This is a genomic window from Quatrionicoccus australiensis (assembly GCF_020510525.1).
Lineage (GTDB): Bacteria > Pseudomonadota > Gammaproteobacteria > Burkholderiales > Rhodocyclaceae > Azonexus > Azonexus australiensis_B.
Genome location: NZ_CP075188.1, coordinates 1,490,694 through 1,504,733, shown reverse-complemented (window position 1 = coordinate 1,504,733; position 14,040 = coordinate 1,490,694). Strand labels below are relative to the sequence as shown.

Genomic DNA, 14,040 nt, shown 5'->3' with positions numbered 1-14,040 from the left:
GCCCGCCCATCCCGGCCCTGCGCTGCTCGCCGTACATGCGTACGACTGCGCTGCTCAGGCCGGCCTGAACGGGCTCGCGACGATTTCTGCACGCGTTTTGGAGAATTGAATGACCTACGAAAACATCAAGTTTGACGTCGAGGCCGGCGTCGCCCGCCTGACCCTGAACCGCCCGGACAAGCTGAACAGCTTCACCGGCGCCATGCATGCCGAGCTGCGCGACGCGCTCGACCACGTCCAGACCAACAAAAACATCCGCGTTCTGGTGTTGACCGGTGCCGGCCGCGCCTTCTGTGCCGGCCAGGACCTGGCCGATCCGGACATGGCCAGCATCAACGGCAAGATGCCGGACATCGGCAATGTCGTCGAAGCCAATTACAAGCCGCTGATCCTGCGCCTGCAGAACCTGCGCGTGCCGACCATCGCGGCGGTCAACGGCATCGCCGCCGGCGCCGGTGCTTCGGTCGCGCTGGCCTGCGACCTGGTGCTCGCCACCAAGTCCGCCTCCTTCCTGCAAGCCTTCTCCAAGATCGGCCTGATTCCGGACACCGGCGGCACCTGGTTCCTGCCGCAGCGCGTCGGCATGGCGCGCGCCATGGGCCTCGCCCTGCTCGCCGACAAGCTGCCCGCCGAAAAGGCCGCCGACTGGGGCCTGATCTGGCAATGCGTCGAAGATGCCGAGTTCGCCGCAGCGGTCGACGCCCTGGCCAGGCAACTTTCCACGGCGCCGACCAAGGCGCTGGTGCGCACCCGCCAGGCGATGCACGCCGCCCCCGGCCACACGCTGGAGCAGCAACTGTCGCTGGAAGGCAGCTACATGCGCGAGCTGGGCTGGAGCCCGGACTACGCCGAAGGCGTCGCCGCCTTCATGGAAAAACGGGTACCGAAGTTCACCGGGGAATGAGCATGAGCCACGCTCCGCTCCCAACACCCCGTGATGACTCTCCCCTTCCCCTTCAAGGGGAAGGCCGGGATGGGGATGGGTTTCCCCGCCAAGGGCAAGGAAATCAAACCCATCCCCACCCTACCCCTCCCCTTGAAGGGGAGGGAACTGAGGCGCCCCCTGATCCGGCATTGAATGCACGCTGGAAAATGAACGCATACGGCAGCCCCCAACCGGCCATCGTAGCCGTCGTCGGCACCGGTGCCATGGGCGCCGGCATCGCCCAGGTGGCAGCCGCCGCCGGCCATGTCGTGCGTCTGCTCGACAACCGGCCGGGCGCCGCCGCCAAGGCCGTTGACGGCATCCGCACCCAGTTCGGCAAAATGGCCGAAAAAGGCAGGTTGACCGCTGCGGCGGCTACGGCTGCCGGCGGGCGCCTGCAAGCGGTCGAAAACCTCGCCGATCTGGCCGGCTGCGCACTCGTCGTCGAAGCCATCGTCGAAAACCTCGAAGCCAAGCAGAAGCTGTACGCCGAGCTTGAGGACATCGTCGCCGCCGACTGCATCTTCGGCACCAATACCTCGTCGATCTCGGTCACCGCCATCGGGGCCGCGCTCAAGCATCCGGAACGCCTGGCCGGCCTGCACTTCTTCAATCCGGCGCCGCTCATGGCCCTGGTTGAAATCGTCTCCGGCCTGGCGACCGACCGCGCCATCGCCGACACCCTGTTCGCGACCGCCGCGGCCTGGGGCAAGACGCCGGTGCATGCCAAATCGACGCCCGGTTTCATCGTCAATCGCGTCGCCCGCCCCTACTACGCCGAGGCGCTGCGCCTGGCGCAGGAAGGCGCTGCCGACTACGCCACCATCGACGCCGTGATGCGCGAGGCCGGCGGCTTCCGCATGGGGCCGTTCGAGCTGATGGACATGATCGGCCACGACGTCAATTTCGCCGTGACCAACTCGGTCTGGCGCGCCTTCTACAACGACCAGCGCTTTTTGCCCTCGCTGATCCAGCAGGAACTGGTCGATGCCGGCTTCTACGGCAAGAAGAGCGGCCGCGGCTTCTACGATTACCGCGACGGCGCCGTGAAACCGGCCGCGCAGACCGAAGCGGCGCAAACGCCGGCCGGCAAAATCACCGTTTTTGGCGAGTCGACCGCTGCGGATGCACTGGCTGACCGTCTTTCGCACAGCGGCCTGTCCTTTGCGCGCGCGCCGGAAACGGACGGCCGTATCGCCGACATCGGGCTCGCGACGCTCTACGTCACCGACGGACGCAGCGCGACGCAATGTGCCGCCGAATCCGGCGTCGCCAATACGGTATTGATCGACCTCGCACTCGACTACGCCACGGCCAGCCGCATTGCGATTGCTGCCGCCGAACAGTGCGAACCGGCCGCCATCAACTCGGCCGTCGGCCTGCTGCAGGCCGCCGGCTTTGCCGTCTCGCGCTTTCTCGACGTGCCCGGCCTGGCCGTGATGCGTACGGTTGCCATGCTCGCCAACGAAGCGGCCGATGCGGTCAACCAGGGCGTTTGCTCCGAAACCGCCGCCGACTCGGCGATGCGCCTCGGCGTCAATTACCCGCAAGGGCCGCTCGCCTGGGCCGACGCGGTCGGCGCCGGCAACATCTGCGACGTGCTCGCCAACCTCGGCACCTGCTACGGCGAGGACCGCTACCGCATTTCGCCGCTGCTGCAACGCGCCGTCTTTGCCGGAAGAAACATCCATGACTGAACACCACCACTCCCCGGCCGAGGCACAAGCCCTGGCCGAAGCCACCGCCACGGCGATGTTTTCCCGTGACCGCGCTGCGCAGGCACTGGGCATGAAGATCGTGCGCGTCCAGCCGGGCGCCGCGCTGCTCACCATGACGGTGCGCGGCGACATGGTGAACGGCCACCACATCTGCCACGGCGGCATGATCTTCAGCCTGGCCGATACCGCCTTCGCCTATGCCTGCAACAGCTACAACAAAAACACCGTCGCGTCGGCCTGCCATATCGACTTCCTCGCCCCGGCGAAAGAAGGCGACACGCTCGAAGCCGAGGCTGTCGAACGTTCCGCGGCCGGCCGTACCGGCGTTTACGACATCAGCGTGCGCGTGGCCGGCGGCAAGACCGTCGCGCTGTTCCGCGGCAAGAGTTATCGCATCAATGGCGAAGTGATCGCCGGACTGGAAAGCAGCAGTTAGTTGTTAGGAAGCAAGAGCTGTTAGCAAAACCGCTGACCGCTCTAGCCGCCAACAACTAATGATCAAGCAAACAACAGAGGAGACAAACATGACCGCCAAGAAACCCCTGCCCGGCGAACTCGACGCTATCGAGACCGCCAGCCGCGACGAAATTTCGGCCCTGCAACTCGAACGCCTGAAGTGGTCGGTGCGCCACAGCTACGACAATGTCGAGCCGTATCGCCGCAAATGCCTGGAAAAGGGCGTGCATCCGGACGACCTGAAGACGCTGAGCGACCTCGGCAAGTTCCCCTTCATGACCAAGCTCGACCTGCGCGACAACTATCCGTTCGGCCTGTTCGCCGTGCCGCGCAACAAGATTGCCCGCCTGCATGCGTCTTCCGGCACGACCGGCAAGTCGGTCGTGGTCGGCTACACGCAGAACGACCTCAACAACTGGGCCGACGTCGTCGCCCGCTCGATCCGTGCGGCCGGTGGCCGCGCCGGTGACATGGTGCATGTCGCCTACGGTTACGGCATGTTCACCGGCGGCCTCGGCGCCCACTACGGCGTCGAGCGCCTCGGCTGCTGCGCCGTGCCGATGTCGGGTGGCCAGACCGAGAAGCAGGTGCAGCAGATCATGGACTTCAAGCCCGAGATCATCATGGTGACGCCGTCCTACTCGCTGGTGATCGCCGAAGAATTCGAGCGCCTCGGCATCAAGCCGGACGAAATCTCGCTCAAGGTCGGCATCTTCGGTGCCGAACCCTGGGGCGAAGGCATGCGCAGCGAAATCGAACGTAAGCTCGGCATCGACGCGATCGACATCTACGGCCTGACCGAAGTCATGGGCCCCGGCGTCGCCTGCGAATGCATCGAAACCAAGGACGGCCCGGTGATCTGGGAAGACCACTTCTACCCCGAGATCATCGACCCGGAAACCGGCGAAGTCCTGCCCGACGGTTCGGAAGGCGAACTGGTGTTCACCTCGCTGACCAAGGAAGCCTTCCCGGTCATCCGCTACCGTACCCGCGACCTGACCCGCCTGCTGCCGCCGACCGCCCGCTCCTTCCGCCGCATCGGCAAGATCACCGGGCGCTCCGACGACATGCTGATCATCCGCGGCGTGAACGTCTTCCCGACCCAGATCGAGGAACAGATCCTGCGCGACAAGCGCCTGGCCGGCAACTACCAGGTCGTCGTCACCCGCGACGGTCACATGGACAACCTCGAAGTCCGCTGCGAAGTCCAGCGCGAGCTGTCCGGCAAGCTGCCGCAGAGCGAGATCCAGCAGATCAGCAAGGAACTGCAGCACCGCATCAAGACCATCATCGGCGTGTCGACCAAGATCACCGTCATGGAATTCGACGCCATCCCGCGCACCCAGGTCGGCAAGGCCAAGCGCGTGCTCGACGAACGCCCGAAACGCGACTGAGGCCGATGGCTCGACCACTCGCTCCTGACAACTCGATCCTGGATCCTAAAAAAATGACTCAAGCCTTTATCTGCGACGCCATCCGCACCCCGATCGGCCGCTACGGCGGCGCGCTGTCCGGCGTGCGTGCCGACGACCTCGGCGCCATTCCGCTCAAGGCGCTGATGGAGCGCAATCCGCAGGTCGACTGGACGGCCGTCGATGACATCATCTACGGCTGCGCCAACCAGGCCGGCGAAGACAACCGCAACGTCGCCCGCATGTCCGGCCTGTTGGCCGGCCTGCCGATCGAAGTGCCGGGCACGACGGTCAACCGCCTGTGCGGCTCCGGCATGGATGCGGTCGGCCTCGCCGCGCGTTCGATCAAGGCCGGCGAAACTTCGCTGATGCTGGCCGGCGGCGTCGAAAGCATGTCGCGCGCTCCGTTCGTGATGGGCAAGGCGGACTCCGCCTTCTCGCGCAATGCGGCGATCTACGACACGACCATCGGCTGGCGCTTCGCCAACCCGCTGATGAAGAAACTCTACGACACGCATTCGATGCCGCAGACGGCCGACAATGTCGCCGAGCAGTTCGGCATCAGCCGCGCCGACCAGGACGCCTTCGCGATTCGCTCGCAGCAGCGCTGGGGCGCCGCCGATGCGGCCGGACGTTTCGCCGACGAGCTGGTGCCGGTGGTCATCGCCCAGAAAAAAGGCGATCCGAAAGTGGTCAACCGTGACGAACATCCGCGTCCCGAAACGACGCTGGAACAGCTCGCCAAGCTCAAGGGCGTGAACGGCCCGGAACTCACGGTCACCGCCGGCAATGCGTCCGGTGTCAATGATGGTGCCTGTGCGCTGCTGATCGCTTCGGAAGCCGCCGCCGGCCAGTATGGTCTCAAGCCGCTGGCGCGCGTCGTCGGCATGGCGACGGCCGGCGTGGCGCCGCGCATCATGGGTTTCGGCCCCGCCCCCGCGGTGCGCAAGGTGCTGGCGCAGACCGGCCTCAGCCTCGCCGACATGGACGTCATCGAACTCAACGAAGCCTTCGCCGCGCAGGCGCTGGCCGTGTTGCGCGATCTCGGCCTGGCCGACGATGCAGCGCATGTGAATCCCAACGGCGGTGCGATCGCGCTCGGCCACCCGCTCGGCATGAGCGGCGCCCGGCTGGTCACCACCGCCGCCTATGAACTCCAGCGCCGTGGTGGCCGCTACGCCCTATGCACGATGTGCATCGGGGTCGGGCAAGGCATCGCCATGGTGATCGAGCGCGTCTGAAGTCCCGCCGCCCGGTCCACGCTTGTAGACCGGGCAAAACCGTTTTAACCGCAGTACCGACAACACCCCGTGGAGGAGACAAACCCATGAATAAAAGCATCAAAAAGCTTGCTGCCGGCGCCGTCCTGATTCTTGGCGCATTCAGTGCCTTCGCTGCCGACCCGATCAAGATCGGTTCGGTCCTTTCCGTCACCGGTCCGGCCGCCTTCCTCGGCGATCCGGAACTGAAAACCCTGCAGATGTACGTCGAGGACATCAATAAAAAGGGCGGCGTACTCGGTCGACCGCTGGAACTGGTCCATTACGACGACGGCAGCGATGCCGGCAAGGCAAACGGCTTCACCAAGCGCCTGATCGAGGACGACAAGGTCGACGTGCTGGTCGGCGGCACCACCACCGGCGCCACCATGTCGGCCGCACCGCTGGTCGAGAAGGCGGGCATTCCGTTTATCTCGCTGGCCGGCGCCGTGGTCATCGTCGAGCCGGTCAAGAAATGGCTGTTCAAGACGCCGCACACCGACCGCATGGCGGCCGAAAAGGTCTTCGAGGACATGAAGAAGCGCGGCATCAGCAAGGTCGCCCTGCTCTCTGAAACCAGCGGTTTCGGCGGTTCCGGCAAGAAGGAAAGCGAAGGCGTTGCCGCCAAGTACGGCATCACCCTGGTCGCCAACGAAACCTACGGGCCGAAGGATACCGACATGAGCCCGCAGCTGACCAAGATCAAGGGCACGCCGGGCGTGCAGGCGGTGTTCATCTTCGGTCTCGGCCAGGGGCCGGCGATCGCCACCAAGAACTTCAAGCAGTTGAGCGTCAATCTGCCGCTCTACCACGCGCACGGTGTCGCTTCCGAAGAGTTCATCAAGCTCGCCGGCCCGGCCGCAGAAGGCATCCGCCTGCCGGCTGCCGCCCTGCTCGTCGCCAACAAGCTCAACGACAAGGACCCGCAGAAACCGGTCGCCGTCGGCTACAGCAAGGCTTTTGAAGCGCGCTGGAAGACCGATGTCTCGACCTTCGGCGGCCATGCCTACGACGGCCTGATGCTGGCGGTCGACGCGATCAAACGGGCCAATTCCACCGACAAGACCAAGGTCCGCGACGCCCTCGAAGCCACCAAGGGCTACGTCGGCACCGGCGGCATCGTGAACATGTCGGCCACCGACCACATGGGCCTCGATCTGTCCGCTTTCCGCATGCTCGAAGTCAAGAGCGGCGACTGGAGCATCGCCCAGTAATTCGATCTTCCCTGCTGCACTGTTCGGCCGCCAGGGTTAACGCCCGGCGGCCATTTTTTCGGAGAACACCATGAACCAGACAGTCCTCACCGAAGTCATCGGCAAGGTCGGCCTGATCCGCCTCAACCGCCCGGAAGCGCTCAATGCGCTCAATACCGACGTGATCGCCGGCATCCACGCGGCGGTCGACGCCTTCGAAGCCGACGAAAACATCGGCTGCATCGTCATCACCGGCAGTGAAAAAGCCTTCGCCGCCGGCGCCGACATCGGTGCGATGAAGGATTACGACTACATGCACGCCTACAAGAACGACTACATCACCCAGGGCTGGGAGCGCATCAAGACGGCGCGCAAGCCGGTGATCGCGGCGGTGGCCGGCTTTGCGCTGGGCGGCGGCTGCGAGATGGCGATGATGTGCGACATGATCTATGCCGCCGACACCGCCAAATTCGGCCAGCCGGAAATCAAGCTCGGCACCATGCCCGGCCTCGGCGGTTCGCAGCGCCTGCCGCGCGCCGTCGGCAAGGCCAAGGCGATGGACATGTGCCTCTCGGCGCGCATGATGGATGCCGCCGAAGCCGAGCGCGCCGGCCTGGTCGCGCGCATTTTCCCGGCCGACGCTTTGCTCGAAGAAACCCTGAAAGCGGCGCAGACCATTGCCGGCTACTCGCTGCCGGTGATCATGATGATCAAGGAATCGGTCAATCGCGCCTTTGAATCGTCGTTGAACGAAGGCCTGCTCTTCGAGCGCCGCGTCTTCCACGCCACTTTCGCCCTCGAAGACCAGAAGGAAGGCATGGCCGCCTTCGCCGAGAAGCGCAAGCCGAGCTTCAAGAACCGCTGAGAACCATCATGTACCAGACCCTCGAAATCGAACGCGCCGGCCGGATCGCCACGATCTGGATGAACCGCCCGGCCGTCTTCAATGCCTTCGACGAACAGCTGATCGCCGAACTCGCCACCGCCTGCCGCGAACTCGATGCCGATGCCTCGGTGCGCGTCGTCGTCCTCGGCGGGCGCGGCAAGCACTTTTCGGCCGGCGCCGACCTCAACTGGATGAAGCGCGCCGCGCAATTCACGCCGGAACAGAATCTCGACGATGCGCGCAAGTTCGCCAACATGTTGAGAACCCTGGCGCAGATGTCGAAACCGACCATCGCCCGCGTCCAGGGCGCCGCGCTGGGCGGCGGCACCGGCCTGACCGCGGCCTGCGACATGGCGATTGCCGACACCACGGCGGCCTTCTCCACGTCGGAAGTGAAGTTCGGCATCATCCCGTCGGCGATCAGCCCCTACGTGCTGCGCGCCATCGGTCCACGCCACGCCTTGCGCTATTTCCAGAGTGCCGAGCGGATCAGCGCCGAGCGCGCCCTGGCGATCGGCCTGGTCGGCGAAGTGGTCGCCCCGGAAGCGCTCGACGCCGCCGTCGCGCAACTCGCCGAAACCCTGCTGCAGGGCGGCCCGCAGGCGCAGAAGGCGGCCAAGGACCTGATCGCAGCGGTCGACGGGCAAAAAATCGACGAAATCATCAGCGAGGAAACCGCCCGCCGCATCGCCCGGCAGCGCGCCACCGACGAAGCGAAGGACGGCATCGCCGCCTTCCTCGACAAGCGGCCACCGGCCTGGCTGGCCTGAACCGGCGCCGGGCTTGCCCCGGTGCATGCCGATGTTCTATAACGAACTTTCATGCACCGGGGGAAAACCATGAACACGCCAGACCAGGAACACACGCCAGCCGACACCGAAAAACCGGCCGCCGCCAGCGGTCGACCGGACGAAACGCCGCAAATCGCGGTTCAGATCAACAACGACAGGAAGATCCGCCAGGCCGTCGTCGTCATCCACGGCATCGGCGAACAGCGGCCGATGGCCACCCTGCGCGGCTTCGTCGATGCCGTGCTGGCCGATAGCAAAAGAAACCCGCGCTATCGCAGCAAGCCCGACGTCATGAGCGACCTGCTCGAAACCCGTTGCCTGCAGGCGCCGCGCACGCGCGAACGGCCGCTCACCGATTTCTACGAGTTCTACTGGGCGCATCACATGCGCGACGCCAAGTATTCGCAAGTCGTCGGCTGGCTGCTCCGCCTGGTGCGCCGGCCGCCGGCGGCGATTCCGCCCGGCCTGAAAGCAGCTTACTGGCTGAGCCGGGGGCTCATCCTGAGTGGCCTGTTCTGCCTGCTCTGGGCCCTCGGCATCGAAATCCGCGGCGCCGGGACGCCCGGCAGCCTCGGCCTGAGCGAGCGCTGGCCCATCCTCGCCGGCCTGGGCGCATTTGTCCTCCAATGGGTGGGCAGCACCTTCATCCTCGGCTATGTCGCCGATGCGGCGCGCTACCTGCATCCCGACCCCGGCAACATCGAGGCGCGCAACAAGATCCGCAGCGAAGGCATCAAGCTGCTCAAGACCCTGCATGCCTCCGGCAAGTACCGGCGCATCGTCATCGTCGGCCATAGCCTGGGCTCGGTGATCGGCTACGACCTGATCCGCACGCTATGGACCGAACTGCGCAAGCCGGTCCATCCCTATCGCTGCAAACAGGCCCTGCTCAAGGAATTCGGCAAAAAGGCGCAGCCCCTGACGACAGGCGAGAGCCGCAACCCCGAGCTGTTCCAGCAGAGCCAGCACAATGTCTGGCAGGAATTCCGCGCTATCGGCATTCCCTGGCTGATCACCGATTTCATCACCCTGGGCTCGCCGCTCGCCCATGCCCAGTTGCTGATGGCCGACGATGTCGCCGATTTCGCGCGCAAGAAACTCGAGTACGAATTCCCGACCTGCCCGCCGCATCCCGGCGAAGACCTCGCCTATAACCAGACCTACCGCGTCGGCAACAGCCTGTGCAGCGTCTCGGTCCCGCATCACGGCGCACCATTTGCCTGCGTCCGCTGGAGCAACCTGTATTTCCCGTACGCGCGACTGATTTTCGGCGATCTGGTCGGTGGACCGCTGGCCCCGGCCTTCGGCCAGGGCGTGCGCGACATCCCGGTGCGCCCCTGCGTCGATGGCTGGCTCGCCACGACGGTCGCTTCACACACCCAATACTGGAGCGGCGTGCTACTCGCCCGCGAAGCCGGGCGCCCGGCGCTCAAACCGAGCCTGAATGCGCTGGTCAGCGAACTGCGCCTCGATTTCCTGCGCGGCAACAGCGCCAGCATCGCTCCCGGCGACTGCCAGCAACTACCGCAGGTGCCGGCAGAGGCCGAGCGGAAAACGGCAAGCGGGCAGCCTTCATCGGAATGAAATATCGGCCGGCTAGGCTGATGTCCCGAGGCAATCAGTCAAGATGCAGCCAGCCGATGACCAAATTCCAAATCGAAATTCTGGATACGAGCAGCGCGCCCTTGGTCGAGGCGGCACTGGTGCTGCTCGTCAACGCCTTTGCCGAACCCGAACATTATGGCCAGCGCCGCCTGCAGGACGAGTTGCAGGCGGTCGACGGCCGTCTTTACCGGCAATTCTTCATCGCGCAGAAGGCCGGCAAGATCGTCGGCATCGGCGGCGTCAAGGCCGCCGACTGGGCGAGCAAGACGCATCTGCTCTATCTCTCGGCGGTCGCCCAGGAACATCGCGGCCAGGGCATAGGCCGCGCCCTGCTCGGGGCGCGCATCGAGTGGATAGAAAAGAATTTCACCAGCGGGCGCATCCTGGTCTCCAGCGCCAAGGCCAAGCGTTTTCGCGATCATGGCTTCACGCTGGTGCCGAAGAGCGGCGTCGACGGCCGCTACCTGATGCTGCGCCGCTTTGCGCGCTGACCGGTGTCACACGCCTGTCACGTCGCGGCAACATAATCGCGCGATTACATTCCGGATCATGCCAAGGTGAGGTTTTCGTTCGCGCTCTGCTGCAAGGCCTGGTTGCTGCGTCTGAGCCGGAACGACTGGCGCGCCCTGCTTGTCGGTTGCGTCGCCCTCAGCCTGGCGCTGCTCGCCCTCGCCTGGGGCATTACCTGGCAGCGCCTGGACGCCGAAAAGGCGCTGGTCAGCACGAATGCCCGCATCCAGCAGGAAAACCTGGCCGGGATCATTTCCGAAAATCTGGCGCAAGTACTCGATCGCGGCCAGTTGATGGCGATTGCCGCCAACGAATACTTCGAAGGCGAACGCAACGACGCCGGCAGCCGCCTGTCGGCAATGCGGGCCACCGACCGGGCCTTCCTGCGCCTGGCGCTGTACGACAACAGGCTGCACCGCGTGTATGGCTCCTCGCCGGGCAGCGACTCCCCCGAACTGCTCGCCGACTTGCAGCACATCCTGCGCGATGCCGCCGGCGAGCAGCCGGTCGGCATGCGCGTCGCCACCCGGCCCGCCTCGGATGAACATGCCTGGCAGGTGCCGCTGCTCTATCCGGTACGCGGCACGGATGGCCAGCCCCGGGGCGTCCTGCTGCTCGTTCTCGACCTGGGCTATTTCCTCGCCTTCTACCAGAACATCGACATCGGCCCGTCGGGCGTCATCCAGATCCTCAAAAGCAGCGGCGAAAACATCGCCGAAATCCGCCAGGCCGGGCTCGTCCTCAAGCCGGCCGGGCCGGGTCGCCTGCTGCCGGCCGGCGACGTGCAGCAGGGGTCGGTGACGGTCGACCTGTTCGGCGAAGGCAATTTCTACCTGGCCAGCTTCCACGCGCTGCCCCGGCATCCCTTCAGCGTCGCGGTCAGCCGCGATGTCGAGGAAACCCTGGCCAGCCACAAGGTTAACCGCAACCGCTTTCTTTTCGTGCTCAGCATCCTGAGTGCAATCATTGCGTTCGCCACCTACTGGGTGGCGCGCAGCATCCGTCGCCAGGGCCAGTTGTACTCGGCGCTGGCCATCGCCGATGGCGAAAAGCTCGGCCTGATCGAGCAGCTCGAGGAAGAAAAGCGCCGCGCCTTCAAGCTGGCCGCCCACGACCACCTGACCGAACTGCCCAATCGCCGCATGTTCCATGAGCTGGTGATCAGCCACCTGTCGCGCGCCAAGCGCAGCCGCAAGCACTATGCGCTGCTCTATCTCGACCTCGACCGTTTCAAATTCATCAACGACACGCTCGGCCACCATGTCGGCGACCTCTTGCTGCAGGCCGTGGCCGCCCGCCTGCGTTCGACGCTGCGCGAATCCGACCTGGTCGCCCGCCTCGGTGGCGACGAGTTTGCCGTGCTGCTGACCGGCCTGGAAAACATCGAGGACACGGCAACGATAGCGGCCAAGCTGGTCGAACAGATCGGACACCCGTTCAACAAGCTCGACGGCAACGACATCCTGGTCAGCACCAGCATCGGCATTACCCTCTTTCCGCGCGACGGCCACGACTTCGACACGCTGTGCCGGCATGCCGATGCCGCGATGTACCAGTCGAAACGCAGCGGCCGCGGCAAATACACCTTTTACGACCCGGATCTGAACCCGGCCGGCAACCGCCTGTTCAATCTCGAACAGCGCCTGCCCAGGGCCATTGCCGAAAATGAACTGGTGCTGCATTTCCAGCCCAAGGTGCGGCTTTCCGACTATCGCATCGTCGGTTTCGAGGCGCTGGTTCGCTGGCAGCATCCGGAGTTCGGCCTGATCTACCCGAACGACTTCATCCCGCTCGCCGAGCACGCCGGCTTCATCATCGATCTCGGCGACTGGGTGGCCGAGGCCTGCTGCCGCGAACTGGCGGCCTGGCAGGCCGAAGGCCTGCCGCTGGTGCCGATCGCCTGCAATGTCTCGGCCCGGCAACTGCACGACGAGAAGCTGCCGCAGCGTCTGGCCGGCTTTCTCGCCAGGCACGGCGTGGCGCCGGCGCTTCTCGAAATCGAGATCACCGAGAGCAGCCTGGTCGAATCCCTCGAAACCGCCGGCAAGGTGTTGCGCGAAGTCGAAGCGCTGGGCATGGGCATTGCGCTCGACGACTTCGGCAACGGTTTCTCCAACTTCGCCCACATTCGCACGCTGCCCATCCACTGCCTGAAGATCGACAAGGAGTTCATCGGCAGCCTGCGCAACAGCCCGGATGATGCGGTGATCGTCGCCTCCATCATCACCCTGGCCCACAACCTGCGCATGCGGGTCATCGCCGAAGGCGTCGAACTGCTCGACCAGCTGGTGCACCTGAAAACCGCCGGTTGCGACGAAGCGCAGGGCTATTTCCTGAGCCGCCCGGTTCCCGGCGAGGCTGCCCGCCTGTTGCTGCAAGCCTCCACCCTCGCCCCGACATGAAAAACATCCTCACCTGCCTGATCCTCGCCTCTACCCTGTTCGCCAGTTTGCCCGCCCGCGCCGCCCCGGCCTGCGACAACCCGCGTCCGCTGCGCTTCGCCCTGATTCCATTCAAGAATCCGGAAGCGCAACTCGCGCAATACCAGCCGCTGATCCGGCAGCTGGAAAAAGTCCTGGAGCGGCGCATCGAAGTCGTCCCCTCACCGTCCTACAGTTCCGCCATCGAAGGTTTGCTCGGCGAAAGCATAGACCTCGCCGAACTGGGTCCGGCCTCCTATGCCATCGCAGTCAGCCGCGGCGCCCGGATCACGCCTTTTGCCACTTTTTCGAGCGTTGACCGGAGCAGCCCGGAAACCGCCGCCAGCTACCACTCGATGCTGCTGGTGCGGCGCGACCGCGGCATCGACAAACTGGAACAGCTGCGCGGCAGCACACTCGGCCTGACCGACCCGGCCAGCACCTCGGGCGCCATCCTGCCGCGCCAGGCGATTGCCAGACAGACCGGCATGCCCGCCGAGTCCTATTTCAAGCGGATCATTTTCTCCGGCTCGCACGACCGCTCCATCGAGGCCGTGAAAAAAGGACTGGTCGATGCCGTCTTCGTGGCCAGCAGCGTTTATGACGAAGCACAGCGCCAGGGCAAGCTCAAACCGGATGAACTGCAGCTCATCTGGCAATCGCCCCCCATTCCCTACGATCCCTTCGTCCTGCGCGACCGCCTCTGCCCGGCGCTGGCCGCAAAAATCAGACAGGTCTTTCTCGGCAACCCGGCACCACTCACCGGCATGTTCCATGAGTTGAAGATCAGCGGCTTTTTCCCGACCTCGGACGAACGCTACCGGGAGATCAGGAACCTGTTCGCCAATCCCCGCTGACGCTGCCA

At 65.1% G+C, this 14,040-nt stretch carries 12 protein-coding genes; all 12 read left to right on the top strand.

Features of this window, described 5'->3' with window-relative positions; genetic code table 11:
- The first annotated feature begins 109 nt into the window (after positions 1 to 109).
- Positions 110 to 904 (top strand): 2-(1,2-epoxy-1,2-dihydrophenyl)acetyl-CoA isomerase PaaG, encoded by a 795-nt coding sequence (gene paaG / locus KI612_RS07210; RefSeq protein WP_226443138.1) that lies wholly within the window; start codon positions 110 to 112, stop codon positions 902 to 904.
- A gap of 188 nt (positions 905 to 1,092) precedes the next feature.
- A complete protein-coding gene (gene paaH / locus KI612_RS07205; RefSeq protein ID WP_226443137.1) occupies positions 1,093 to 2,622 on the top strand; it encodes a 3-hydroxyacyl-CoA dehydrogenase PaaH in 1,530 nt (509 codons plus the stop codon).
- Positions 2,615 to 3,079, top strand: coding sequence for a hydroxyphenylacetyl-CoA thioesterase PaaI (gene paaI, locus KI612_RS07200; RefSeq protein ID WP_226443136.1), 465 nt, complete (start codon positions 2,615 to 2,617; stop codon positions 3,077 to 3,079). Before paaH ends, paaI begins: the two co-directional genes overlap by 8 nt.
- 88 nt (positions 3,080 to 3,167) lie before the next feature.
- Positions 3,168 to 4,493: a phenylacetate--CoA ligase PaaK gene (paaK, locus tag KI612_RS07195; RefSeq protein ID WP_226443135.1), complete on the top strand. Its 1,326-nt coding sequence runs from the start codon at positions 3,168 to 3,170 to the stop codon at positions 4,491 to 4,493.
- 53 nt (positions 4,494 to 4,546) lie between these two features.
- Positions 4,547 to 5,752 carry a 3-oxoadipyl-CoA thiolase gene (gene pcaF / locus KI612_RS07190; protein ID WP_226443134.1) on the top strand — a complete coding sequence of 402 codons (1,206 nt, stop codon included), beginning with the start codon at positions 4,547 to 4,549 and terminating at the stop codon, positions 5,750 to 5,752.
- A gap of 86 nt (positions 5,753 to 5,838) precedes the next feature.
- Positions 5,839 to 6,984, top strand: coding sequence for an ABC transporter substrate-binding protein (locus tag KI612_RS07185; protein WP_226443133.1), 1,146 nt, complete (start codon positions 5,839 to 5,841; stop codon positions 6,982 to 6,984).
- A gap of 70 nt (positions 6,985 to 7,054) precedes the next feature.
- Entirely contained in the window at positions 7,055 to 7,828 is a 774-nt protein-coding gene (locus KI612_RS07180; RefSeq protein WP_226443132.1) for an enoyl-CoA hydratase, read from the top strand.
- 5 nt (positions 7,829 to 7,833) lie between these two features.
- The gene (locus tag KI612_RS07175; RefSeq protein WP_226444166.1) at positions 7,834 to 8,619 is read left to right on the top strand and encodes an enoyl-CoA hydratase/isomerase family protein; all 786 of its coding nucleotides are present in this window, start codon (positions 7,834 to 7,836) and stop codon (positions 8,617 to 8,619) included.
- 69 nt (positions 8,620 to 8,688) lie between these two features.
- On the top strand, positions 8,689 to 10,224 hold the full coding sequence (locus KI612_RS07170) for a hypothetical protein (protein ID WP_226443131.1): 1,536 nt from the start codon (positions 8,689 to 8,691) through the stop codon (positions 10,222 to 10,224).
- A gap of 56 nt (positions 10,225 to 10,280) precedes the next feature.
- Positions 10,281 to 10,736, top strand: a complete 456-nt coding sequence (locus KI612_RS07165) for a GNAT family N-acetyltransferase (protein WP_226443130.1) — start codon at positions 10,281 to 10,283, stop codon at positions 10,734 to 10,736.
- A gap of 66 nt (positions 10,737 to 10,802) precedes the next feature.
- Positions 10,803 to 13,157, top strand: coding sequence for a putative bifunctional diguanylate cyclase/phosphodiesterase (locus KI612_RS07160; RefSeq protein WP_226443129.1), 2,355 nt, complete (start codon positions 10,803 to 10,805; stop codon positions 13,155 to 13,157).
- Complete coding sequence (locus KI612_RS07155) at positions 13,154 to 14,032, top strand: phosphate/phosphite/phosphonate ABC transporter substrate-binding protein (protein ID WP_226443128.1); 879 nt, start codon at positions 13,154 to 13,156, stop codon at positions 14,030 to 14,032. The genes KI612_RS07160 and KI612_RS07155 overlap by 4 nt, the downstream gene beginning before the upstream one ends.
- Positions 14,033 to 14,040 lie beyond the last annotated feature (8 nt).

Bases quoted from the DNA above. Each gene is read 5' to 3' on its own strand.
- KI612_RS07185 (WP_226443133.1), top strand. From the start codon at position 5,839: ATGAATAAAAGCATCAAAAAGCTTGCTGCCGGCGCCGTCCTGATTCTT.
- paaI (WP_226443136.1), top strand. From the start codon at position 2,615: ATGACTGAACACCACCACTCCCCGGCCGAGGCACAAGCCCTGGCCGAA.
- KI612_RS07170 (WP_226443131.1), top strand. From the start codon at position 8,689: ATGAACACGCCAGACCAGGAACACACGCCAGCCGACACCGAAAAACCG.
- paaG (WP_226443138.1), top strand. From the start codon at position 110: ATGACCTACGAAAACATCAAGTTTGACGTCGAGGCCGGCGTCGCCCGC.
- paaH (WP_226443137.1), top strand. From the start codon at position 1,093: ATGAACGCATACGGCAGCCCCCAACCGGCCATCGTAGCCGTCGTCGGC.
- KI612_RS07180 (WP_226443132.1), top strand. From the start codon at position 7,055: ATGAACCAGACAGTCCTCACCGAAGTCATCGGCAAGGTCGGCCTGATC.
- paaK (WP_226443135.1), top strand. From the start codon at position 3,168: ATGACCGCCAAGAAACCCCTGCCCGGCGAACTCGACGCTATCGAGACC.
- KI612_RS07155 (WP_226443128.1), top strand. From the start codon at position 13,154: ATGAAAAACATCCTCACCTGCCTGATCCTCGCCTCTACCCTGTTCGCC.
- pcaF (WP_226443134.1), top strand. From the start codon at position 4,547: ATGACTCAAGCCTTTATCTGCGACGCCATCCGCACCCCGATCGGCCGC.
- KI612_RS07165 (WP_226443130.1), top strand. From the start codon at position 10,281: ATGACCAAATTCCAAATCGAAATTCTGGATACGAGCAGCGCGCCCTTG.